Source organism: Larkinella insperata, from assembly GCF_026248825.1.
GTDB classification, from domain to species: domain Bacteria; phylum Bacteroidota; class Bacteroidia; order Cytophagales; family Spirosomataceae; genus Larkinella; species Larkinella insperata.
The window spans coordinates 1,711,215-1,735,631 of sequence record NZ_CP110973.1 but is presented as its reverse complement, the minus strand read 5'-3'; the positions used below and the strand labels follow the sequence as shown (position 1 = coordinate 1,735,631).

The 24,417-nt window shown below is 54.7% G+C and carries 20 protein-coding genes; 15 read left to right on the top strand and 5 right to left on the bottom strand.

The window, feature by feature from the left end; translation table 11 throughout:
• Positions 1-117 precede the first annotated feature (117 nt).
• Positions 118-1,053, bottom strand: a complete 936-nt coding sequence (locus tag OQ371_RS06995) for a polysaccharide deacetylase family protein (RefSeq protein WP_265993077.1) — start codon at positions 1,051-1,053, stop codon at positions 118-120.
• A gap of 32 nt (positions 1,054-1,085) precedes the next feature.
• On the opposite strand from OQ371_RS06995, the gene OQ371_RS06990 reads away from it, so the two are divergent.
• The 4 genes from OQ371_RS06990 to OQ371_RS06975 all read left to right on the top strand — a co-directional run bounded on the left by OQ371_RS06990 (position 1,086) and on the right by OQ371_RS06975 (position 5,335).
• Positions 1,086-1,979, top strand: coding sequence for a DMT family transporter (locus OQ371_RS06990; RefSeq protein ID WP_265993076.1), 894 nt, complete (start codon positions 1,086-1,088; stop codon positions 1,977-1,979).
• A 3-nt stretch (positions 1,980-1,982) separates the two neighbouring features.
• Complete coding sequence (locus OQ371_RS06985) at positions 1,983-2,957, top strand: NADPH:quinone oxidoreductase family protein (protein WP_265993075.1); 975 nt, start codon at positions 1,983-1,985, stop codon at positions 2,955-2,957.
• Between the two features lie 141 nt (positions 2,958-3,098).
• The gene (locus OQ371_RS06980; protein WP_265994275.1) at positions 3,099-4,238 is read left to right on the top strand and encodes an acyl-CoA dehydrogenase; all 1,140 of its coding nucleotides are present in this window, start codon (positions 3,099-3,101) and stop codon (positions 4,236-4,238) included.
• 170 nt (positions 4,239-4,408) lie between these two features.
• Positions 4,409-5,335 (top strand): AraC family transcriptional regulator, encoded by a 927-nt coding sequence (locus OQ371_RS06975; protein WP_265993074.1) that lies wholly within the window; start codon positions 4,409-4,411, stop codon positions 5,333-5,335.
• 70 nt (positions 5,336-5,405) lie between these two features.
• Here OQ371_RS06975 and OQ371_RS06970 read toward each other — a convergent pair whose 3' ends face one another.
• The 3 genes from OQ371_RS06970 to OQ371_RS06960 are packed head-to-tail and all read right to left on the bottom strand — an operon-like array spanning position 5,406 to position 9,065.
• On the bottom strand, positions 5,406-5,879 hold the full coding sequence (locus OQ371_RS06970; protein ID WP_265993073.1) for a hypothetical protein: 474 nt from the start codon (positions 5,877-5,879) through the stop codon (positions 5,406-5,408).
• A 15-nt stretch (positions 5,880-5,894) separates the two neighbouring features.
• The gene (locus tag OQ371_RS06965) at positions 5,895-7,577 is read right to left on the bottom strand and encodes a M28 family metallopeptidase (RefSeq protein ID WP_265993072.1); all 1,683 of its coding nucleotides are present in this window, start codon (positions 7,575-7,577) and stop codon (positions 5,895-5,897) included.
• Positions 7,578-7,637: 60 nt separating this feature from the next.
• Positions 7,638-9,065 carry a phytoene desaturase family protein gene (locus OQ371_RS06960; RefSeq protein ID WP_265993071.1) on the bottom strand — a complete coding sequence of 476 codons (1,428 nt, stop codon included), beginning with the start codon at positions 9,063-9,065 and terminating at the stop codon, positions 7,638-7,640.
• Between the two features lie 500 nt (positions 9,066-9,565).
• Here OQ371_RS06960 and OQ371_RS06955 point away from each other — a divergent pair, with 500 nt between their 5' ends.
• The 10 genes from OQ371_RS06955 to OQ371_RS06910 all read left to right on the top strand — a co-directional run bounded on the left by OQ371_RS06955 (position 9,566) and on the right by OQ371_RS06910 (position 22,589).
• Entirely contained in the window at positions 9,566-12,646 is a 3,081-nt protein-coding gene (locus tag OQ371_RS06955) for a SusC/RagA family TonB-linked outer membrane protein (protein ID WP_265993070.1), read from the top strand.
• Positions 12,647-12,658: 12 nt separating this feature from the next.
• On the top strand, positions 12,659-14,080 hold the full coding sequence (locus tag OQ371_RS06950) for a RagB/SusD family nutrient uptake outer membrane protein (protein ID WP_265993069.1): 1,422 nt from the start codon (positions 12,659-12,661) through the stop codon (positions 14,078-14,080).
• Positions 14,081-14,089: 9 nt separating this feature from the next.
• Positions 14,090-15,658 (top strand): sulfatase, encoded by a 1,569-nt coding sequence (locus OQ371_RS06945; RefSeq protein WP_265993068.1) that lies wholly within the window; start codon positions 14,090-14,092, stop codon positions 15,656-15,658.
• Positions 15,655-17,220, top strand: a complete 1,566-nt coding sequence (locus tag OQ371_RS06940) for a sulfatase family protein (RefSeq protein ID WP_265993067.1) — start codon at positions 15,655-15,657, stop codon at positions 17,218-17,220. Before OQ371_RS06945 ends, OQ371_RS06940 begins: the two co-directional genes overlap by 4 nt.
• Positions 17,186-18,316 carry a formylglycine-generating enzyme family protein gene (locus OQ371_RS06935; RefSeq protein WP_374761438.1) on the top strand — a complete coding sequence of 377 codons (1,131 nt, stop codon included), beginning with the start codon at positions 17,186-17,188 and terminating at the stop codon, positions 18,314-18,316. Before OQ371_RS06940 ends, OQ371_RS06935 begins: the two co-directional genes overlap by 35 nt.
• A gap of 192 nt (positions 18,317-18,508) precedes the next feature.
• Positions 18,509-19,390, top strand: a complete 882-nt coding sequence (locus OQ371_RS06930; protein ID WP_265993066.1) for a sulfite exporter TauE/SafE family protein — start codon at positions 18,509-18,511, stop codon at positions 19,388-19,390.
• A gap of 28 nt (positions 19,391-19,418) precedes the next feature.
• Positions 19,419-20,654 carry a TlpA disulfide reductase family protein gene (locus OQ371_RS06925; protein ID WP_265993065.1) on the top strand — a complete coding sequence of 412 codons (1,236 nt, stop codon included), beginning with the start codon at positions 19,419-19,421 and terminating at the stop codon, positions 20,652-20,654.
• Between the two features lie 132 nt (positions 20,655-20,786).
• Positions 20,787-21,059, top strand: a complete 273-nt coding sequence (locus OQ371_RS06920; RefSeq protein ID WP_265993064.1) for a hypothetical protein — start codon at positions 20,787-20,789, stop codon at positions 21,057-21,059.
• Positions 21,060-21,101: 42 nt separating this feature from the next.
• Entirely contained in the window at positions 21,102-21,965 is an 864-nt protein-coding gene (locus tag OQ371_RS06915; RefSeq protein ID WP_265993063.1) for a chromate resistance protein ChrB domain-containing protein, read from the top strand.
• Positions 21,966-22,064: 99 nt separating this feature from the next.
• Entirely contained in the window at positions 22,065-22,589 is a 525-nt protein-coding gene (locus OQ371_RS06910) for a hypothetical protein (protein ID WP_265993062.1), read from the top strand.
• A gap of 143 nt (positions 22,590-22,732) precedes the next feature.
• On the opposite strand, the gene OQ371_RS06905 is transcribed toward OQ371_RS06910, so the two are convergent.
• Positions 22,733-23,059 (bottom strand): ArsR/SmtB family transcription factor, encoded by a 327-nt coding sequence (locus tag OQ371_RS06905; protein ID WP_265993061.1) that lies wholly within the window; start codon positions 23,057-23,059, stop codon positions 22,733-22,735.
• A 202-nt stretch (positions 23,060-23,261) separates the two neighbouring features.
• On the opposite strand from OQ371_RS06905, the gene OQ371_RS06900 reads away from it, so the two are divergent.
• The gene (locus OQ371_RS06900; protein WP_265993060.1) at positions 23,262-24,353 is read left to right on the top strand and encodes an efflux RND transporter periplasmic adaptor subunit; all 1,092 of its coding nucleotides are present in this window, start codon (positions 23,262-23,264) and stop codon (positions 24,351-24,353) included.
• Positions 24,354-24,417 lie beyond the last annotated feature (64 nt).

Genomic DNA, 24,417 nt, shown 5'->3' with positions numbered 1-24,417 from the left:
GCAACGCCGTTCGGACGGTATAGCCCGAAAACTGGTTTGAACCGGAAGGGATGAGGACTGAATTGCTGCTTGCGGGCTAAGCCGGTTACCACCTTTCAGGCTAAAGAATACGACCGGTTACTTTTCTTCGGCCAGTTGGGTAATTGAGGCCGGAACTTCCGGTTCGCCCTTGAAGAACGCTCCCTTTTTTCCCCGCGTCAGGGCCCAGCGGTGGATCCACGAGATGCCGCCTTTACCGATGTAACGATCCGCCGAACGGTAGGCGTCGTCTTTCAGGGCTTCGTCCAGCGAAACAAACGTGTAACCCCGCCCCGCCAGTCGATCCAGCAACGCGCCCATGTAAGCCGCGTTGATCGTGTTGGCGTGCGTCAGCAGCACCTGCGGAATCGGTCGGCCAAAAAGCGAGTCCGACTGCGCTTCGTAATACCGTACATAATCCGTCATGTAATCCAGATACTGCCGCCCCACCGCAGCCGCCGTCGCGGTGTCTCCTTTCAGAAGCGCGTTGTCGTAGGCCTGCGAAAACATAAAATCGTAATTATCGACCGTTACGGGCGCTTCGCGGTAGTTTCGCCGGGCCAGAAACTGTTCCAGGGAGTCTTTTTTGGCGGGTGTTTCGCCTTTGCGCAGGAACGGATGCCGGAAGAAACGAAACGGTTGGCCCCGCTGTTCGACGAGTTGTTTGGTGATTTGCTCCCCGCGCACCACCTCATCCTGATACTCCGGAATGCTGATCACGGTGTAGTCTTTGTGGGAAAAGGTGTGATTTCCGAGTTCCAGCCCGGCATCAAGCCAGATTTTTAGTACATTGACCTGCTTCGGGTCCAGGCCATCGTTGCCGTATAGCCACTGCGAAACCACGAAACCGATGGCCGGGACGCGGTGGGTGGTAAAATGCCGGATGAGCCGTTGATTCATCTCAGTCTTGCCGTTGGGGGAGCGGTAAAACTGCGTAACGCCCGGCAGGTCGTCGACGGTGATGGCTATTTTTTTCTGTGCCCAGACAGAAGAAATGAGGAAGCAAAAGCTGATCAGAAGCCCGAAGCGAAGCATAAAGCGGAGTTTTTTACAAGATTACAAAATACATGGTATTACTTATCATCACCCTGACCACCGTTGCCATTGTTGTCCGCATCGTCTCAAGTCCTTTATCGAACGTTTTTCAGAAGCAGCTCACGCAACGCTCGGCGGAACCGTTGTTTGTTTCCTCGGCAACGTACGGTTTTTTGAGTCTTTTAACCATTCCCTTCTGGGCCAAATTAGACCTGGACAGCCTGCCCCACGAGTTCTGGTGGAACGTCCTTCTTTTTAACGCAATCGGTGTGTTGGGCAATGTACTCCTGATCAAAGCCATCCAAACGGGCGAACTGTCCGTGCTGGGACCGGTTAACGCCTATAAATCCGTCGTGAGCATCGTATTTGGTATGCTGTTGCTGAACGAAATTCCGAGTTGGATGGGGGCGGTGGGGGTGGCGCTGATTGTGGCCGGGAGCTATGTGGTGCTGGGGTCCGGGAAAGGGGGCCGCGGGTTTTCACTGGATATTTTGAAACAACCGGAAATTCAGTTCCGGCTGATCGCGCTGGTCTGCTCGGCCATCGAAGCGGTGTTTATCAAACGCGCCATGCTGCTGTCGTCGGCCATGACCACGTTTGTGCTCTGGTGCGTGCTTGGTTTTCTGTTTTCCTTCGGCTGGATCATCATGACACTGCGCCGTCGCCTGAAGGAACAGATTCGGGTGTTTTCGGCGCAGAAAGGGACCTGCGCGGCCCTGTTTGTTTCAACGGGTTGTATGCAATTTTCCACCAACGTCGCGTTTGACGGAATGCAGGTTGGTTACGTGCTGGCGCTGTTTCAAACCTCGGCCCTGCTGAACGTGCTGTTTGGCTATCAGTTTTTCAAGGAAAAAAATATTGTTCAGAAGCTCGTCGGTGCCGCTATTATGGTAACCGGTGCTGCGCTAATCGTGATCTTTACGTAAAGTATGAGAGCCCTTCTTTGTCGCCAGTATGGCCCGCCCGAACATCTAACGCTTGAAGAAACTGAGTCGCCGAAAGCCGCTAACGGCAAGCTGGTGATTGAGGTCAAAGCCTGTGGGGTCAATTTTCCGGATACCCTGATGATTCAGGGCAGGTACCAGGTCAAGCCGCCGTTTCCGTTTTCGCCCGGGGGCGAAGTGGCCGGCATCGTGAAAGAAGTGGGCGCGGGTATTACGCACCTGAAACCCGGTGACCGGGTGTTTGCGCTCACCGGTTTTGGCGGTTTTGCCGAAGAAACGCTGGCCGACGGGCACAAGACTTTTCCGCTGCCGGACGGTATGGAGTATGGGACGGCGGCCGCCCTGATGTATACCTACGGGACCTCGTACCACGCCCTGAAAGACCGCGCCAATCTGCGAGCGGGCGAAACCCTGCTGGTGCTGGGAGCCGCCGGGGGCATTGGGCTGGCTGCGGTCGAACTGGGCCGGATGATGGGCGCCCGGGTGATTGCTGCGGCTTCAACCGACGAGAAACTGGCACTTTGTCGGCAGGCGGGGGCCAGCGATGTGATTAATTACAGCCGCGACGATCTGCGCGAACGGCTCAGGGAAATAACCGGCGGGCAGGGCGTCGATGTGGTTTGCGATCCCGTTGGCGGTGACCTGACCGAAGCCGCCCTCCGTTCCGTCAGTTGGCAGGGACGATATCTGGTGGTGGGGTTTGCGGCTGGACAAATCCCGTCGATTCCGCTTAATCTGCCGTTGCTGAAAGGCTGCTCGGTGGTGGGAGTGTTCTGGGGGGCGTTTGCCGAAAAGCAACGCGCCGACAATGGAAATAATGTTCAGCAATTGCTGACGTTTTATCAACAGGGGCACATCCGGCCGCACATTCAGGTGCAGTACCCGCTTGAAAAAGCCTCGCAGGCCCTGCGCGAAATGATGAATCGGCAAGTGCTGGGCAAAGTGGTCATTACGCCCTGACTTTTATTCTTAGATTACAATTAAAATAAGATCGGAAGGATTGACAGGAATGGAGAAAACCCGTAAATTCTTCGACCGGAAAATTAGTACGGACTAAACACTTCACCGCTTATGACGTCGTCCACACTGGAATTATCAGGTCTGAACTTTAACCTTACCGAAGAGCATGAGGCCGTGCGCGAAGCCGCGCGGGATTTTGCGCAAACCGAACTGCTGCCCGGCGTAATCGAGCGCGACAATCTGGCTAAATTTCCGGCCGAGCAGGTCCGGCGCATGGGCGAACTGGGCTTTCTGGGCATGATGGTAGCACCCGAGTACGGCGGGGGCGGCATGGATACCGTCTCGTACGTAATTGCGATGGAAGAACTTTCCAAAGTCGATGCCTCCTGTTCGGTTATTATGTCGGTCAACAACTCGCTGGTTTGTTGGGGGCTGGAGAAATTTGGTAGCGAAGAGCAAAAACAGAAGTACCTGACCCGGCTGGTCACGGGCGAGACCATTGGGGCCTTCTGCCTGTCGGAGCCGGAAGCGGGTTCGGATGCGACATCGCAACACACGACGGCCATCGACGAGGGCGACCATTATCTGCTGAACGGAACCAAGAACTGGATTACCAACGGCAATTCGGCGGGCGTCTACCTCGTTATGGCGCAAACCGACGCCGAAAAAAAACACCGGGGCATCAGTTGCCTGATCGTTGAAAAAGGGCAGGACGGCTTTGCGGTTGGCAAAAAGGAAGACAAGATGGGCATTCGGGCGTCTGACACCCACTCGCTGATGTTTACCGACGTAAAGGTGCCGAAAGAAAACCGCATCGGCGACGACGGTTTTGGTTTCAAGTTCGCGATGTCTACGCTGAACGGGGGCCGGATCGGTATTGCGGCTCAGGCGCTGGGGATTGCCGCCGGGGCTTACGAACTGGCTTTAGCGTATTCGCAGGAACGGCAGGCCTTCGGAAAAAAAATTTTTGATCACCAGGCCATTCAGTTCAAGCTGGCCGAAATGGCTACCAAAATTGAAGCCGCCCGGCTGCTGGTGTACAAAGCCGCCCGGTTGAAAGACGAACAAAAAGATTTTGTGCAGGCTGCGGCCATGGCTAAATTATTTGCGTCGGAGGTCGCTATGTGGGCAACTACAGAAGCCGTTCAGATTCACGGGGGATACGGATACGTAAAAGAATATCACGTGGAGCGATTAATGCGGGATGCGAAGATTACGCAGATTTATGAAGGTACGTCGGAAATCCAAAAATTAGTTATCGCCCGGGAGCTTGTTAAATAGAACTTTTTCAGCGGCAGCACAATTTTTCAAAAATTTGGCGCGATACTTTATGGGTATCGCGCTATTTTTTTTATCTTTTCGCAAGAGTGAGGGCTTTATTAGATTTGTACAATTTATTAGATTTGTGCAACTTTGCAAAATAATCAATGTAGGTACATCACTTTCCCCCTATGGAAGACTATAATAAAATAATCGAATCGCTGGGTGTGAAGTTCATCAAGGCTCGCAACATCCGCATTTTACAACCCATAACCATCAAAAACTATTACGACGTTGAGAATACACTAACCGTTCTTTACAACGGCGAAGTATCGTTCGGCGAAGAAAAAGTGAAGGTAGACGTGGGTGATATGTTGTTCATTCCGGGCGGCAAGCACGTAACCGTAACTTACGGAGATGCGTCGCAGCCTAAAACGGTCACGAACGAGGAGTTCATGATTCACCGAGAACAGTATTTCGAAGCCAACCGTGATCCGCAGAAAATCGCGAACATGCCCAATTCGTTCGGGTACGTATCCTTCGAAGCGAAAGTATTCGACTCGGTGAACTTCTTCAACTCACTGGACGTGCCGCCGTTTATTATCAAACGGGAAGATTCGCTGGTGCAGACCATCAACCAGATTCTGGCGGAAGATATGCTGGAGACAGCGGGTAAAGGACGGATCATCAAAATCAAAACCGAGGAAATCGTTATTGAAGTCATTCGTTACATTTTGAAAAACCGTCTGTTCGTTGAGCAGCTGGTGACCAATAGTACGTACTTCAAAGATCCCCGTCTGATCGACATCTTCGCCTACATCAAAGATAACCTCGGCGGTGACCTGTCGAACAAGGTGCTGGCCAACGTTGCCAACGTTTCGGAAGATTACGTCGGTCAGTACTTCAAAATGCTGACGGGAATCAATCCGCAGGACTATATCGAATACCAGCGGATGGAATCCGCCGTGGGCCTGCTCCGCACGTCGAAGAAAAGCATCCGGGCAATCGGAGCCGAAGTCGGTTACAAAGACACGGCTTATTTCTGCCGCCGGTTCAAGATGATGTTCGGCATTCCGGCCGGTAAAATGCGCCGTCGGGAGTCGCTGATGAACGTTTAAGATTCTAGCGCCCATAAAAAAACCACCCGGCCGGGTGGTTTTTTTATGGGCGTTGATTCCGTTGCCGTTTTTACAGGGTGACAAAAACAACGTAAGTAACCCCGTTGCCGATCATGGGGTTCACAACGGTGTTGTCGTAGCGAACTTCTGCCAGATTGTACCAGCCATTGCAGGGGGTACGATTGACGTATGTTTTCAGGTTTAACGTTCCTCGTGGCTTTCCACCGATCTCAACGGTGTAGCCGTTCTGGCCCTTTTCAGCCGCCTGAACCAGTAAATTGTAGGATGCTTCGTAGACGTAGGGATACGGGCTGGACGGTTGGGCTTTAAAATCACTTTCTTTCACCTGAGTTGGCGTTCCAGACGCTCCCGCGTAGGTCAGTTTAACCGACCGGGCCAGCGTGGTATCCGTCAGCTGTTGCCCTGAAGTATCCACAAACGCAAAACCATAGGACGGCGGTGGCGCCTGGCAGTCGGGTTTTTCACACGAGCCAAGCAGGAGCATCCATACGAATGATGTTACGACGGTTTTGAGCGTATTCATGGCTTTAAGCTTGTTTTATTTTCCTGTGTCACCCGGCGATTTAACGGTTTGCTGGGAGCCGAACTTGGTGCCAAAGAAATCGCCCGGATTCCAGGTGGGCCGCTTCGGGTTCTGGGCCGTCAGGTAACCGATCAGGAACTGAAGCTGGGCGTGTTTGGCAGCCGCGTTGAAATCGAACGGTTGATCAATTTCATCCTGCGGAGAGTGGTAGATGGTGGCCCGCCAGTCGAGGTTGAGTTTCAGGCCATTGAGCTGCGGATTGCCGGTTTCGGTACCGCTTTTGATGTAAATTGCCGGAATCCCCTGCCGGACAAAACTGAAATGGTCGCTGCGCATGAACACCACCTGCTCCGGAATGGGATCTTTGGCCACCTTGACACCCAGGTACTTCGCCACGGTATTGACTTCCTTCGCCATGCTGGAATGCTCCGAACCGTAAGGGACAATGTCTATCAGGGAGTGGAAAAAAAACGGCATGTCCAGACACAGATTGGCTACAATGTTTTCTTTTGGAACCGTCGGGTTGCTGGCAAAGTAATCGGAGCCCAGCAGGCCCATTTCCTCCGCTGTGACGCCCACAAACAAAATCGAACGTTTGGGTTTGGTCGGCAGCGAGGCATACATCCGGGCCGCTTCCAGGTTGATGGCCACGCCCGATGCGTTGTCGTGCGCCCCGTTAAAAATCGAATCTCCTTTCACGGGCCGACCGATGCCGAGGTGGTCAAGATGGGACGCGTAAACCACGTATTCATTTTTGAGCACCGGGTCGGTTCCGGGCAGCACACCTACTACGTTATAACCCGTGATATCCCCCCCGGAACGGGTTTCGGTTTTCATCCGAACCGAAAAGTTGAGCGGAAACGCCTGCGGGATGCTCTTGTTGGCAGCTGCGATGATGTCGGCCAGCGAGCGGCCGGATTGGGCAAGAACCGTCCGGGCCGTTGAATCGCCCAGGGAGGCTACTCCCTTCAGTTCCGGGAAAACCCGCTGCGGCTTGCCATCTTTGCCCAGCCAGCGGTAAGTACCCTGCCGCACCCGGCCCGATGAGGCTTCCATGCGGTTGCGAACGTCGGTGGGCAGGCTAAACGAGATCACGCCAACCGCACCGTGGGCCGCTGCGTTCTCGAGCTTGGCCGAGCCGTGGTAGGCCCGCTGGTTGGACGGGAAAGCCGCCGGAGCGCCGTTGAAATACGCGACGATTTTGCCCTTAACATCCACATTTTTGTAATCATCGTAATTCAGATCGGGGGCCGTCACGCCAAAACCGACGAAAACAACCGGCGCGGTTATTTCGCTTATTTCATCCCCGTAAACCGGGCTGAGCGTATAATTCTTCCCGAACGTCAACGGTTGTTCCTGGCCATTTTTCCCGATGAACGCCAGCGAACTGCCTTCCTCCTGCACCCGCCACTGGCGCAGCGGTACTTTCTGCCAGTACGTCTTCTCGTCGCCCGCCGGTTGCAGGCCCAGGGCTTCAAATTGGGAGATCACATAATTGGCCGCCAGCCGATAGCCCCGCGTACCCGGTTTGCGGCCTTCCATGGCATCGTCGGCCAGAAAGCGCATGTGGGCTTTAATCGCTTCCGGCTTTACGGACTGGGCGGCCGCGCGGGCTTCGGCTGGAATTCCGGATTGATCCTGAGCGAAAGACGGGGTCAGGCCAAGGAGCAGACTGGTAAGGGTTAAAAAGGTTTTCATGGCCGGGTTAACGGGCGGTGATGAGTTGATGAAATAGCCAAGATAGGGAGAAAAACGGAATTACCGGCCAAACACATCTTTCAACACCCGCTGGGCCGCGTGATACCCGCACATGCCGTGAACCCCACCCCCCGGTGGGGTAGAAGAGGAACAGATATAAAGTCCTTTGGCGGAGGTCCGGTAGGGCGACCAGCGCAGGGCGGGCCGGGTAAACAACTGGCCAATGTCGATAATGCCGCCGTTGATGTCGCCCCCGATGTAGTTCGGATTGTACGCTTCCATCTGGGCCGGGTTCATCGTGTGCCGGGCCAGAATCCGGTCGCGAAAACCGGGAGCAAACCGTTCGACCTGCTTTTCAATGGTCTCGGTCATATCTCTTTCCGAACCGTTGGGGATGTGGCAATACGCCCAGGCCGTGTGTTGACCCGCTGGCGCCCGGGTTTCGTCAAACAGGCTTTGCTGAGCCAGCAGGACATACGGCCGTTCGGGATGGTGCCCCTGGGCGGTCCGTCGTTCGGAGTTGGCAATTTCTTCCAGCGTGTTGCCCAGATGAACCGTCCCGGCCTGACGGCAGCGTTCAGCGGTAAACGGAACCGGTCCATCCAGCGCCCAGTCGATTTTGAAAACTCCCATTCCGTAGCGGTACCGTTTTAATTGCCATCGGTAAAGCGCGGAAAACCGGTGCCCGGCGATTTGCAGCAGTTGCCGGGGCGTTACATCAAACACAATCGCTTTTGCCGAGGGCAACTGGCCCAGCGAAGTAACATACTGGTTTGTTTCAATTGTGCCGCCCAGCGACCGGAAATAGGAGGCCAGGGCGTTGGCAATCTGCTGCGAACCGCCCTTTGGCAACGGCCAGCCCCCCACATGGGCCGACAGCATCAGCACAATGCCCATGGCCGACGTGGCCACGTTCGACAACGGCTGAATGGAGTGAGCCGCCATGCCCGCCCAGAGTCCTTTGGCCTGTCTGGTTTTAAACCGTTGGGCCAGCCAGGTCGAAGGGGGTAAGGCGTTGAGCCCGAAACGCGCAAAATCGACGGGGTGCTTCGGAAACGTCAACGGCCCCAGCACGTCGGCGTCGATGCGGGGCCAGAGGTCAACGAGCGGTTTAAACAAGTCCAGGTACGCCGATTCGTCCGCGCCCAGCAGCCGGGCGGTTTCTTCCAGCGACCGGGTCAGGATGGCCGCCGTGCCGTCGTCGAACGGGTGGGCAGCCGCCACGGGTGGCTCGATATACGTCAATCCGTGATCGGCGAGTGGCAGTGTCCGGAAAAAAGGCGAGTTGATCGCCAGGGGATGGATGGCCGAGCAGACGTCATGCACAAAACCGGGCCGCGTTAACTCCGCCGAACGCACCCCCCCGCCGATGGTCGGTTTTCCCTCCAGCACCAACACCGACAGCCCGGTTTGTTGCAGGGTGATGGCAGCCGCCAGCCCATTCGGACCGGAACCGACGACAACGGCGTCAAAATCAGTTGTATACACGGTTGGTTTGTTGGTTGTATCGTAACGGTTTCTAACGCTTAGCGAAGCCTTTGATCTCTTCTCTGATGCCCTCCGCTAAGCTCTGCGAAATATTTTTTTGGCCGCCCAAAGCCTCGGGATTTGCACAATGCAAACAATGTATTGGTTTATCCACATTTTTCCCGGGGAAGTGTTGGTTTTGTTTGTGGCATCCTATTCCTTTGTTACTCCACTAAGTTGCTGGAATAACAAGAATTTGATTTCACGGTTAGCTGGAGCCTGCATCATGAAAAATTCTACGCTTTTAAACAGACCTTTCCGGCGGGACGCTAGACCGTCCGCACCTGTTGATGGCCCTTTTTCAACAACCCTATTCGCTTCCGGTTGTTGTTGCTGTTGTTGATTTACTTTCTTATTTGATCGGTTGACGTTTTGGGAATGCCAAAGCGGTTTCTACTCGTTCTTATTAATCTTCTAAATCTCTGGATTTAATCAAATATACCTGCAAACATAAACCCTCCATGAAATACCTGTACCATATTACCAATCAGAAAGCTGGCTTTCGGCTGCTCTCGGCTTTTTTCATTTTCCTCCAGGTAGCGGGTTATTCGCAAAGCCCGGTGAAAGGAAAAGTAACTTCCGAAGACGACCGGAACGGTATTCCTGGCATCAACGTGCTGATCAAAAACACGACGCAGGGAACCGTCACCGACGCGGAAGGTAACTACCAGATTCAGGCGGCCCCGAATGCCGTGCTGGTGTTCTCGGGCGTAGGCTTCATCCGACAGGAAGTGTCGGTCAACAGCAAAAGCCAGCTCGACGTGAAGCTCATCGTCGACACCCGGCAACTGAACGAAGTAGTGGTGGTGGGGTACGGTACCCAGAAGAAAAGTGACCTGACTGGCGCCGTAAGCTCACTGGATTCGAAGGAGTTTAACAAAGGCGTTCAGACGTCGGTGGATCAACTCATTGCGGGCCGGGCCGCCGGGGTACAGATCACGCAGGCCAGCGCCGAACCCGGCGGGGGAGTGAGCATTCGCATCCGGGGGGCCAACTCCATCAACGCCAACAACGAGCCGCTGTACGTCATTGACGGTCTGCCCATCGACAATTCACCCGTTGTGCCCAACTCGCCGGTCACCACCGATGGGGCGGTTCGCAACCCGCTGAACGCACTGAACCCGGCCGATATTGAGTCCATTGAAGTGCTCAAAGATGCATCAGCGACGGCCATTTACGGCTCGCGGGGGGCCAACGGGGTCATTCTGGTGACGACGAAAAAAGGAACCAAAGGCAAGCTGAAAGTCAATTACAACGCCTACACGGCTTTTCAGAATGTGACCAAAACCATTCCGATGCTGAACACGCAGCAGTACGTCAGCCTGCTGAACGACCTGAAAAAAGATCAGGGACTGGCCCCGGAATTTACGGCTGAACAAATTGCCGCCATCGGAGCCGGAACCAACTGGCAGAAAGAAATTTACCGCCCCGGCTACACGCGCAACCACCAGCTGGCGTTCTCGGGCGGTCAGGATAAATTCAACTATTACGCATCGGCTAATTTTTACGATCAGAAGGGCGTCATCATCAGTTCGGGTATCAAAAAATACATCGGTCGGGCCAACCTGACTTACAACGACGACAAATTCAAGTTTGGCCTGAACCTGAACACCAGCCTGGTGAAAGACGATTTTGTGCCGAACGGCGTCAGCATCAACGAAGGGGCCGGGGTGGTCAATACCGCCATTTTCCAGGACCCGACGCTGCCCATCCGGGACGCCAACGGCAATTACGCCCAGACGCTCATCGTGAACCTCGAAAACCCGGTGGCGCTGGCGAACGAAGTAAAAGACGTGGCCGAAACCAACCGGACCTTCGGTAACCTCTTTGCCGAATACTTTATTTTGCCCGAACTCTCGGTGAAACTCAACGCCGGAACCGACCGCCAGAGCGCCCGGCGCGACAGCTACATTTCGCGTCAGACCCGGCGCGGGCAGGCCACCAACGGAATTGCCGATGTGCAGGTCAGCAACGCCAGCAACTACCTGCTCGAATTGACGGCCCGGTATAGTAAAACCTTCAACGAGGCTCACCGGCTTGAAGTGCTGGGCGGTTACACGTATCAGCAGTTCCAGAATGATTACGTGGGGGCGGGGTCGCAGAACTTCTCGTCGGACGCGCTGCTGTCCAACAACCTCGCAGCCGGTGCCCGCACGACGTTTGACGTGGGTTCGGGCCGGAATCAGAATCAGTTGCAATCGTATCTGGGGCGGGTGAACTACAATTTGCTGGACAAATACCTGCTCACGGCTTCGTTCCGGGCCGACGGTTCGTCGCGGTTTGGGCAGAACAACAAATTCGGTTTTTTTCCCTCGGTAGCGCTCGGCTGGCGGATCAAGGAAGAAGAGTTCCTGAAAGCGGTAACGGTGTTGTCGGACCTGAAACTGCGCGGCAGCTACGGGTTGACGGGTAATCAGGACATTGGTAGTTATAAATCGCTGGTGTTGTTGGGGCCACAGGGCAACGCCATTTTCGACGGGGTTTCGTACGTGGGGGTCTCGACTACGCAGCTCCCCAACCCCGACCTCAAGTGGGAAACCACCGCCCAGCTTGACCTCGGCGTCGATTTTGGTTTGTTTGGCAACCGCCTGACGGGTTCCATCGACTATTTCCACAAAGACACGCGGGACCTGTTGCTGCAACTACCCGTTCCGCGCACAACCGGTTTTTCAACGACCTTCAAAAACGTGGGCGGGATGAAAAACAACGGGCTGGAAATCACGCTGAATACTATTAACATCCAGAAACCGTTCACCTGGCGCTCGTCGGTCAATTTCTCGATTATTCGCAACGAAGTAACCGATCTGGCGGGGCTGCCGTATATTTTGCAGGGTGAAGCCGGTTTCTCGAAAGATTTCAGCATCATTCAGAAGGGTTATCCGCTCAACTCGTTTTTTGGGTATGTGATTGACGGCGTGTATCAGTTGGGCGACAACATTAAATCCTCCCCGCAGCCGCTGGCCAACCCCGGCGACTACCGGTATCGCGACGTGAACGGCGACGGCCAGATCACCACCGCCGACCGGACCATCCTGGGTTCGCCGTTCCCGGATTATACCTTCGGCTTCAACAACGACTTCTCGTACGGCCCGCTGACGTTGTCGTTCTTTTTGCAGGGCGTCCAGGGCAGCAGCGTTTTCAACCTGAACCGCACCGAATCCGAAAATCCGATCTCGTTCCGGCGCAACCGGTTGGCGGAGTCTTACACCGACCGCTGGACCCCCACCAACCCGACGAACGCCAACTCGTCCGGCATTCCGCCGAAAGTGGCCTACGCCACCAACATCAACAGCCGGGCCGTGGAAGATGCTTCGTTCATTCGGCTGAGAAACGTTCAACTCGGGTACAACATCCCAGTTACGAGGCTGAAAGCCATCCGGAGCGCCCAGCTTTACGTGACGGGGCAAAACCTGTTCACCCTTACAAAATACACCGGCTCTGATCCCGAAGTGAGCGCGTTCGGTACGTCGAACGTCCGGGCGGATTACAACGCCTATCCGCTGACGAGAACCTACACGCTGGGCCTGAACCTTAATTTTTAATCACGAACTTCGATGAAAAAGATACTCTATGTAGCCCTGATTGGCCTGTTGACGGGTTGCGCCAACCCGCTGGAAGAGGAAGTGTATTCGGCTTTCGGTCCCAACAATTTTTTCCAGAAAGCCGACGATGCCGAAGGCTTGCTGAACTCGGCGTATGCGGTGGAGCAGCGCCGGGGTTTCCGAAATTACCTGCTGCTGGCCGAGGTTAACACCGACCTGCTGATTGACCGGGAAGGCGGTTTGCGGAGTCTGGCCCAGCCGCTGGAAGATTTTACCTGGAATGCCGCCCACGAGTTTTTCGAAACCGCCTGGTCGTTGCATTATCGCACCATTTACCGGACCAATCTGATTCTGGATCAGGTGCCCGCCATTGCGATGAACGAAAACCGCAAGGCACAAATCCTGTCCGAAGCGCGGTTTCTGCGGGCCAGCGCCTACCAGACCTTGTACGAATTGTTCGGGCCGGTTCCGCTGATTACGAGCAGCGTCACCAGCAGCGACGACCGGCCCAGCCGCGCGGCCAAAGAAGAGTTTGTCAATTTCGTCGAAACGGAATTCAAAGCCGTCGCGGACATTTTACCGACCGTCGCAACGCAATACGGCCGGGCAACCAAAGGAGCGGCTTTGTCGCTCCTCACGCGGTTTCACCTGAACAACAAGAAGTGGCAGGCAACCGCCGAAACCGCCAAAAAGGTCATCGACCTGAATGTTTATCAGTTGTTCAACGGCCCGAACCGCACGGACCTGTTCGACATTGCCAACGAGAAAAACAGCGAGTTTATCTACATCCGGCCTAGTCTGGCGCAACCGGGTCTGGGCGACAATTACCTCCCCCACGCGGCCCCGCCGAACTACAAATTCAGGACGGCACCCAAGACCAACTACGCGACGCAGCTCAAAACGCTGTCGGGTTTTTATAATACCTTTGATCCCGCGGACCAACGGCGGCAGGCCATTATTACGGAATACGAGGACGTTAACGGAAAAATTATCAAGCTCGGAACCGATGATGTTCGTAGCTTTAAGTTCAGGGAAGACCTGAGCGCAACCGGCGAGGTGATGGGCAACGATTTTCCGGTGTACCGTTACGCCGATATTTTGCTGACCCGGGCGGAAGCGCTCAACGAGCTGAACGGCCCCACGCAGGAAGCCATCGACCTGATCAACCAGGTGCGGACCCGGGCGGGGGTAGCTGCGCTCAGGCTCGGCGATTTCACCACGAAAGACGCCTTGCGGGCGCACTTGCTGAAAGAGCGGGGCTGGGAGTTTTTCTCGGAAGAACTTCGTCGGCAGGATTTGATCCGGCACGGTAAGTTTATTGAATACGCCAAAGCGCGCGGTAAAGTCGCGTTTGATCATCAGGTTCTGTTCCCGTTGCCGCAAAGCGAAATTGACCGCAACCCGAACTTAAAACAGAATGACGGCTATAAATAAGGGCAAAGAATGCGTAAACTTTCATTGACAATTCGGCTGTTTATCGGTTTGCTGGTTGTTGCCGCAAACGGTCTTTGGGCGCAGAAACCGGCTCGGCCCAACATCGTCGTTTTTCTGGTCGATGACATGGGCTGGCAGGATACATCCGTGCCGTTCTGGAAGCAGGCTACCGACCTGAACCGCCGGTACCGGACGCCGAACATGGAACGGCTGGCGAAAGAGGGACTGAAATTTACGAATGCTTACGCCCAGCCGGTTTGTACGCCCACCCGCACAAGCCTGCTGAGTGGAGTCAACGCGGCTCACAGCCGGATTACGCACTGGACCTCGCCGAACAAGAATAAAAATACCGACTTTGCCGACTCATCGCTGAATTCGGTGGACTGGAACATCAACGGGTTAAGCCCGGTGGCCGGTGTCGAGCATACCTTCCACGCAACCCCACTGCCCGCGCTGTTGAGCCAGAACGGTTATTATACCATTCACACGGGAAAGGCGCACTTCGGCTCGGCGGGAACACCGGGTTCGGACCCAAAAAATCTGGGGTTTCAGGTGAATATTGGTGGAAATGAAATCGGACACCCGGCCAGCTACCTGGGCACCGATAAGTACGACCGCCCAGTTAACGGGAAGCCCAATCGCAACGCCGTTCCGGGGCTGGAAGCCTACCACGGCAAGGACGTTTTTCTGAGCGAAGCCCTGACGCTGGAAGCCATCAAAGCACTGGAAAAACCGGTTCAGGACAAGCAGCCGTTCTTTCTGTATTTCGGACATTACGCTGTTCACACGCCTATCATGGCCGATCCGCGGTTTGTCGATAACTATTTAAAAGCGGGTCTGGACAGCATCGAAGCGAAGTATGCCTCGCTGGTGGAAGGGATGGACAAAAGCCTGGGTGACCTGCTAAATTTCCTGGATGAGCGCCAGCTTGCGGACAATACCGTGGTTATTTTTATGTCGGACAACGGCGGACTGAGCACCAAACCCCAGCGGGGTGGCACCGAACACACGCACAACCTGCCGCTGCGGGCGGGCAAAGGATCGGTGTACGAAGGCGGTATTCGGGAGCCGATGCTGGTGCGCTGGCCGGGGGTGGTCAAACCGGGGGGCGTGGTCGAACAGTACGTGATTGTGGAAGACTTTTTCCCGACGATTCTGGAGATGGCGGGGGTTCAGAAACCGTTAACCGTTCAATCAATTGATGGAAAGTCCTTTTTGCCATTATTGAAAAATCCGAAGCGCAAAGACGACACCCGCGCCCTGGTTTGGCACCACCCAAACCGCTGGATTGCCGCTGAAGGACCGATGTTGCACTGGGCGAGCGCCATCCGGCAGGGCGACTGGAAGCTAGTCTACGACCACCGGACCGCGGGTCTGGAATTGTACAACCTGAACGATGATATTGGTGAACTAAAAAACCGGGCAACCCAGCACCCCGACAAAGTAAAACAACTGGCTTTGCTGCTTACTAAGCAGTTGAAGACCTGGAACGCCCAGCTTCCCACGTTCAAAACGACCGGAAAACCGGTGTTGTGGCCGGAAGAGGCAGTAACGCAAGTAAACAGTAACCTGAAATGAATAAACGAATTGGCGTAAGTGTAATGGGGGCCGTAGCGGTGTTGGCGGCTGTACTCGTAACGGTTCCGGGGTACACCCCGAAGGAGCCCGAGACACAGCAGGCCACCCGGCCCAATGTGATTTTTATTTTTTCCGACGACCACGCGTATCAGGCCATCAGTGCCTACGGCAGCAAGCTGGCCAAAACGCCGAACATCGACCGGATTGCCAGAGAAGGCGCTATTCTTTACAATAACGTCGTTACCAATTCCATCTGCGGACCCAGCCGGGCGACCCTGCTGACCGGAAAATACAGCCACCTGAACGGCTACAAGGTCAACGAACGGAAGTTTGAGATCAACCAGCCGGTATTTCCCGAAGAGTTGCAGAAGAACGGCTACCAGACCGCCTGGATCGGGAAAATGCACCTGGGGAGCTTGCCGCACGGCTTCGATTACTTGAACGTGCTGCCCGGTCAGGGCCACTACTACAGCCCGGATTTCGTCAATGGCCAGGGCGATACAACCCGCTATCCGGGGTACGTCACCAACGTAACCACCAAACTGTCGCTCGACTGGCTGAATGGGCGGGACAAGTCAAAACCGTTCTTTCTGGTGGTGGGTCACAAAGCCACGCACCGCGAGTGGCTGCCCGACATCCGGGATCTGGGCGCGTACGATAAGGTGAATTTTCCGCTGCCCGCGTCGTTCTACGACGAGTACGAAAACCGCGATGCCGCCAGAAATCAGGACATGACCATCGACAAAACGATGCGCCTGAAAGAAGACCTGAAAGTACACGCCGATTACCAGAAAGGCGGTGTTTACAACCGGTTCTCCCCCGAAGAGAAAAAAGCGTTTTACGACTATTACGAGAACAAAATCAGCAAGGAGTTTGACGAGAAAAAGCTGAGTGGCAAGGCGCTGGTGGAATGGAAGTACCAACGGTATTTGAAAGATTACCTGGCAACGGCCAACTCGCTGGACCGCAACATTGGCGAAGTGCTCGATTACCTGGATAAATCCGGGCTGGCGAAGAATACCGTGGTCGTTTACGCGTCCGATCAGGGTTTTTACCTGGGCGAACACGGCTGGTTCGACAAACGGTTTATTTACGAAGAGTCGCTGAAAACACCGTTTGTGATTCGCTACCCGGGCGTTATCAAACCCGGTACGAAAGTACCCGAACTGGTTTCTAACATTGACTGGGCACCGACGATGCTCAACCTGACCGGAACGGCCATACCCAAAGAGATTCAGGGCGAGTCGTTTCTGCCGCTGCTGAAAGGCCAGAAAACCAACTGGCGTCAGGAAGCTTACTACCATTATTACGAATACCCGCAGCCCCACCGCGTTTCACCGCACGTCGGTCTGCGTTCCAGCCAGTACAAGCTGGTGCGGTTCTACGGCCCGAAAGAGTATTGGGAGTTGTATGACCTGAAAAAAGACCCGCAGGAACTCCGGAATGTGTACGGTGTTAAAGAATATGAAGCGATTACCGCGGATTTAAAGAATAAGTTGAAAGACCAGATTCGGAAGTACAAAGACGATGAAGCACTCAAGATTGTGGAAAACGGGGAGTAAAACGGTGTGCAAGTGCCTGATCAGAATGCTGTTTTGCTGCGTGTTTCTGGCGGCATTCACGGCTTGCAATTCGGACACGAAATCGACCGCCGAGCAAACCGCCGAAACCGACAGCGGAGCGCATTGCGTCGCCAAGGGAATGCCATCCCGTTCAGCAGCCATCCGGCAGGCTGCTTCCGTCACCGCAACGGCGGGCGAAGGCAGCACGGACGATATGGTCTGGATTCCCGGCGGCACGTTCCAGATGGGCTCCGACGAGTTTCCGGATGCCCGCCCGCTGCATACCGTAACGGTGGCCGGGTTCTGGATGGATAAACACGAAGTGACCAACGCTGAGTTTGCCCGGTTTGTGGCCGCAACCAACTACGTCACCGTAGCCGAGCGGCCACTCAATCCAAAAGACTACCCCGGGGTTCCGGCGGACAAGCTGGTACCGGGTTCGGCGGTGTTTACACCCCCGGCGCAAAAAGTATCGCTGGACAACCCGTTGCAGTGGTGGGAGTACGTCAGCGGAGCCAGCTGGCAACATCCCGAAGGGCCAAACAGCAGCATCAAGGGCCGGGAAAACCTGCCGGTCGTGCACGTCAGCTACGAAGATGCGGCCGCTTACGCCAAGTGGGCCGGGAAGCGCCTGCCGACCGAAGCCGAATGGGAGTTTGCCGCGCAGGGGGGTAAGGGTAACCATACTTATTACTGGGGGGAAGAACTGAAACCCGGCGGCAAGTGGATTGCCAATATCTACCAGGGTAGTTTTCCGAGCAAAAACACGACGGAAGATGGGTTTGCCGCAGCCGCTCCGGTGCAGTCGTTTCCGGCCAATCCGTACGGTTTGTACGACATGGACGGCAACGTCTGGGAATGGTGCCAGGATTTGTACCGTCCTGATTACTACCGCAACAGTCCGAAGAACAACCCGACGGGTCCGCAGGACAGCTACGATCCTGACGAGCCCGGCACGGTAAAGTACGTACAGCGGGGCGGCTCGTTCTTGTGCAGTGATGATTACTGCATCCGCTACAAAGCCGGCAGCCGGGGAAAAGGCGAGGTCAGCAGTGGGAGCAATAACCTGGGATTCCGCTGCGTTCGGGTGAAATAACAGCGCGCCAATCTTGGACTTTTCCGACTATAAGTTTAAATAATACCCAAGGGCGGAAAAAACTGGCGGATTAAGTTTGTAAATAAGAAATTTTGTCCCACGTTTGTAGAACCAAGCCAGAGAAACCTCTGGCTCTGTTTTTTTAGTAATTGTCTATATAGTACATAGGCTAAATATTTTACTTGTTTCGATATGGTTGATACGCAAGTTCCAAGCCGTCCGCAGGTTATCAATCCGCGTTTGCTAATCGCGGGGATCGTTGTATTGGTGCTGATCATTGGCATCGCGGCCTGGCAGTTTCTGAACATTCCAATTCAGCCGGTGGTCGATGAACTGGTGCACCCCACGTTCTGGCTGTTTGTGCTGGCCGGTTTTGTGGCGCAGACCATCGACGGGGCGCTGGGCATGGCCTACGGCATCAGCTCGACTTCGCTGCTGCTGAGTCTGGGCGTTAGTCCGGCGGCCGCCAGCGCCAGCGTGCACATCGCTGAGGTGTTTACCACGGGCGCGTCGGGGCTTTCCCACTGGAAATTCGGGAACGTCAATAAGAAGCTGTTCAAACTGCTGGTGTTGCCGGGCGTGGCCGGTGCCATCATCGGCGCCTACATATTAAGCTCGTTCGACGGCGACCTGATCAAGCCGTACATTTCGATTTACCTCGTCTTAATGGGCGTCGTGATCATCAGCAAAGCCCTGCGGAAAAAGAAAGCCAAGGAAAAAACCCGGTTTGTGGGGCCGCTGGCGTTGTTGGGCGGCTTTGTCGATGCTGTCGGCGGAGGAGGCTGGGGACCGGTGGTTACCTCTTCCCTGATTGGACAAGGCCGTAACCCGCGCTACACGATCGGTTCGGTCAATCTGGCGGAATTCTTTATTGCCGCTTCCGGGGCCAGCACGTTTATCCTGATGATTGGTACCGGAAACTGGCCCGTTACGCTCGGTTTGCTGCTGGGTGGGGTGCTGGCGTCACCCTTTGCGGCTTACGTCTGTGGCAAAGTCAATCCAAAATACCTGATGATTATCGTTGGTATCGTCATCATCGGGTTAAGCCTGCGCAACGTCTGGGGTCTGTTTTAAGTACAACATCATCAACAACCTGAATAAAATGAAAAAGATAATCACCTTCGCAACCCTCGGTCTGCTGTTGGCGGGAGCTACCGCCCAGGCGCAAAACAAACCGCAGGACGGCTTCTGGCGGGGTGCCTTTACCGTTTCGGGCGGGCAGGAAGCGCCGTTCAACTTCGAGCTGAAAGGCCAGACGGCCTGGCTGCTGAACGGTTCCGAACGGTTTGAATTGAAAGGCGTTACGCAGAAAGGCGATTCGCTGTTTTTCCCGGTTGATGTTTACGACGCGGTGCTGGCGGCCAAACTGGAAAATGCTAAAACGCTGTCGGGCGTCTTCAAGCGGCTGAATACCACCCCCGCCGATGCCGGTATTCCGTTTCGGGCCGAGCAGGGCAAACGGTATCGGTTTGTCGAGAAACCCGCTGCGGCTTCGGTAAGTTTACAGGGCAAATGGGATGTAACCATCGGCAACACCAAAACCGTGGGCGTTTTCAGCCAGTCGGGCAGCAAGGTCACCGGAACGTTCCTGGCAACGACCGGCGATTACCGCTATCTGGAGGGCGTGGTGCAGGGCGATGAGTTTGCCTTGTCGGCTTTCAGCGGTTCCAGCCCCTCGCTGATCCGGGGGAAAATCAGCGGTAACGAGCTCACCGCCGAATGGATTAACGCCCGGGGTGCACAGCCGATCAAGGGCACGCGCAACGCGCAGGCGGTTCTGCCCGACGCCTATACCCTGACGAAGCCCAAAGAAGGCGTGCCGCTTGCCTTTACGCTGCCGGATGCTTTTACCGGCAAACCGGTTTCGCTGAACGATCCGAAATTCAAGGGAAAAGTGGTCATTGTAACGCTGCTGGGTAGCTGGTGCCCCAATTGCCTGGACGAAGCGGCTTTTCTGGCGCCCTGGTATCAGGCCAACCGCCAGCGGGGTGTGGAGGTGATTGGGTTGGCGTTCGAGCGCAAAAACGATCCGGCCTTCGCCAAAACCCGGCTGGAAGCGCTGAAAAACCGCATCGGTATTGAGTATGATATTCTGTTTGCGGGTCAGGCCGACAAGAAATTTGCTGCGTCGGTATTGCCCGCGCTGAGCGAAGTTGTGGCTTTTCCAACGACTATTTACATCAATCGTCAGGGCGAAATTGCTAAAATTCACACGGGGTACAGCGGACCGGCCACCGGCGCTTACTACGAAGAATTTGTGAAAGAATTCAACGCCGACATCGACCAGTTGCTGAAAGAAGAGCCCGCGAAAGTGTCGATCAAAGCTTCTGGAAAATAGTCAGGTGGGCAAGGGCTCCCGGCGCTGCCTTTCCGTATCCCCGAAACCGGTTTTTAGTCGAATTCATTGTCCCCGGATTTGCTTCCCAAATCCACTGATCGGAATCCATACCCCGCTGGCCGCGGCATATCCATGAAAAGTGAACGAGAAAAAAAGGGGCTCGCCCACTTTCGGGGCCTGACCTTTCAGGAGCAATTGAACATCGTCTGGCAAACGGGTATTCTGCTGGATACCAAGCGTCTGCCCGGATTCTGGCTGCACCTCTACGCCGTCAACTCCTTTTTCGTTGAAATGTGGATCTGTCAACGGTGGCTTGATGTTACGCTGGTCCGTGGTTTTCTGGATACCGAAGAATTAAAGCCGTATATTGACCGGATTTCGCTGGATTCGCTACTTATTTCGTAAGATTGCCTAGGAGAAAGTGGACTTCCTGACCTCATTCGGAGTATGAAATGGATCACGCGTGAACGGCCCAAGATCGACCGGATAGCCTGTCCGTGGCTCATCAAACGGTTTATCGATCCCGATGCCCAAATCATTTTTGTTCCCGACGCTCAGGTGCGGCCCCTGGCCGAGACGTTACAGGCCATCCCGTTTGACATTCCCGGCGTCGAATTTACGCACTACGAAAACCAGTGCACGTTCGACTATTTCCTGAAAAAGTACGACCTGAAAGACCCGGCGCTGCACATTATGGCCCCCATCATCCGGGGCGCTGACCTGGATGATCATTCGGTCGCCAGCCAGTCGGCGGGGTTGTGGGCCATTGCCGCCGGGATGGCTTTTCTGATTCGCGACGATCAGGAACTGCTGGAGAAGGCCATGATCATTTACGATTCGCTGTACAGTTGGGCCACGTATTTGCCCCAGGCCAAACACGTCCAGAACCCTACAGAGCACGTTCTGCTGCAAATTTACCGAACCTACCTGAGCCAGAAAACTGCCAAGACCACCAAGGTGCCCGGGTGGACCAGCGAACTCCGGAACCTCATCCAGAACCACATCGATACCAACCTGAACCTGAGCCTGAAAACGGTTTCGGAAAACCTGGATCTGAACCCTACCTATTTGTCGCGGGAGTTTTCCCGGTACTTCGATGATCTTTCGTTTGGCGAATACATCCGGAAGGCCCGGATTGAAAAAGCTACTCAGTTGCTGGAAAGCTCCACGAACAGCCTGGCGGAAATCGCGTACCTGACGGGCTTCTCCGACCAGAGCCATTTTACCCGAATTTTTCGGCAGCATACCGGCAAAAGCCCCTCCGAATTTCGAAAAAGTCTGGCCAAACGTAAAAGCGATTCCAAAGGTTGATTCTGTTCTATCTTGTCAGGAACGCACTGGCTAGCATTGTGGTGAAAAGAGCCGTCGGCGGTACGGTTCGCGTTTGTTTCACCAGTTATTTTGTTTGTCGTGCGTACGTTTGCAAAAATTACGGTTTTCCACCTGTTCAGCTTTGGATTGTTTATGGCCTCAGGCACACTGTTGGCCCAGGAGAGCCCGCCGGTTTATCCCCGGATGGCCGGTTACGTGGGTATTCTGCATCCGTTGGTCACCTTCAGCCGTGAAGGAACCGCAACAAACTTCAATGACTATTACGTCGTTGGTTTGCCCACCGGAATCAACCTCTGGAAAAGTCAGAAAGTGGGTTTTTCGGTTGAAGTTGTGCCCCTGATCCGGGCGGAGAACGGGACCAGCCGCATGGCGAACCTGTTGTTTCACCCCGGCATTCTACTTGGTCTGGGCCACGGTTTTACGCTGGCCGGAAGAGCAGCTTTCGAAACTGCGGGCCGTTACGGTTTTACCCCGGTATTGAACAAGATTGTCAAAAAGAACAAAAACAGCGGTTACTTCGTGGCCGTACCGATTCCCGTGCGCTTCGGAAACAACCATGCCGCGAGCGTAACGGTAGGGTTCCAGTTCGGCATCGCGTTCTAACCGGGTTGACAAATTAACCAAAATACCAGCCCGTGGACTTGCCCCACGGGCTGGCGAAATCATGCCACTGCCCGGCCTGTTTATAAATTCTTCCACAGCCAGCGTCGCCCAAAAGTTGGCTGGTCAATCCCATCGCATACCTCCTATTTTTCCAGCGGCTGTTCCTGATTGGCCGCTTTCAGAACCGCTTTTAGAATACCGGGAAATTTAGACTCCACTTCCTCCAGCCGCAGCGATGTCAGGCTTTGCGTGCCTTCCGTCCGGACACGAACCAACCCCGCTTCGCGCAGAACACGCAAATGGTGCGACATCGTTGATTTCGCCACCGGGGTTGGAATGGTACCGCAGGGGCGCTCATCCAGCTCGCGGGCTAAACACTGGACGTAATTCAGGCGGACCGGATCGCTGAGGGCGTGCAGGATGCCTGTCAGGGTAATCTGGTCGAGGGTCGGGTGTTGATATTGCTTCATTTCAGTCGCTTCGATTTCAGTGTGCAGCCGCTCTAAAAAGAAGTAGCTACATGAATTGCTAATACAACGATTATTAGCAGTAAAAAAATTCAACTCTTTTTTTATAAACGATGGAACCCATTTTTAGAGTGCCTTGTTCGACAACCATAAAACAATTAAAGTTCGATATTCGTAAAACATTAGAACAATAAATTTTCTACCCATGAAATCTCAAAAATCGATTCGGACGGTCTCGCTGATGATCAGCATCTTCGTCCTGACGGTATCCTTCTTTCTGTTTACCCCCGAATTATTTTCCAACAAAGCCGCTCCCGTTAAAAAACTAACCGCAGCGGCCGTTGCGCCCGACGATCACCGCGTAGCTGCGGACGTATTTGTGGTGAAACCGGAAACCATTACCGACGAGCTGCAAACCACCGGCACCATCGCGGCCAATCAGGAGGTGGATCTGGTGAGTGAAGTCGCCCGCAAATTAACCCGGATTTACGCCCGCGAAGGAAGCTACGTGACGCAGGGAACGCTGCTGTTCAAACTGGACGATGCCGATTTGCTGGCGAAAAAGAAAAAAATCGCCCTGCAGGAGAAACTCGCCCGCCTGGACGAAAAACGGTTCCGCGAGCTGCTGGCGACCGAAGCCGTTAATCAGCAGGAGTACGATCAGATCGCGACCAATCTGAATGTGCTGCAGGCCGAAATGTCCATCGTGGACGTTGATCTGGCCAAAACGGAAATCCGTGCGCCTTTTTCCGGCAAACTGGGGTTGAATAAAGTAGACGTTGGCGCCTACGTAACCCCGTCGACGGTTTTAACGTCGCTGGATGATGTCAGCCGGGTGGAGGTTTCGTTTACGGTTCCCGAAAAATACGCTTCGGCCGTTCGGATTGGGCAAACGATCCAGTTTACCACTGAAAACAGCAGTCAGCCGTTCCGGGGCCGGGTTGTTGCAACCGAACCGAAAACCGACCTGAACACCCGGAGTTTGCTGATAAAAGCCACCAGCGAAAACCGCAGCGGCAAGCTGGTTCCCGGATCATCGGCAAAAATTGCGTTTATCCTGCACACAACCACCGACGGTATTCTGATTCCCACGCAGGCCCTGATTCCCAATCCCAAAGGGTATTCCTTGTTCGCCCTTAAAAACGGCAAAGCGGAGCAGCGGGAGTTGAAAACGGGCAGCCGCACCAAAGGCACCGTTCAGATTCTGGATGGGTTGTCGCTGGGCGATACGGTTTTGACCACCAACCTGCTGCGTCTGGAACCGGGTGTTGCCGTCAGAGCTGCCAATGTAAACTGAATAGAGCACGTATAGCCAGCTACGGTATCTAACCACGGCCTTCTTCGCTCGATCAAAGGCCATC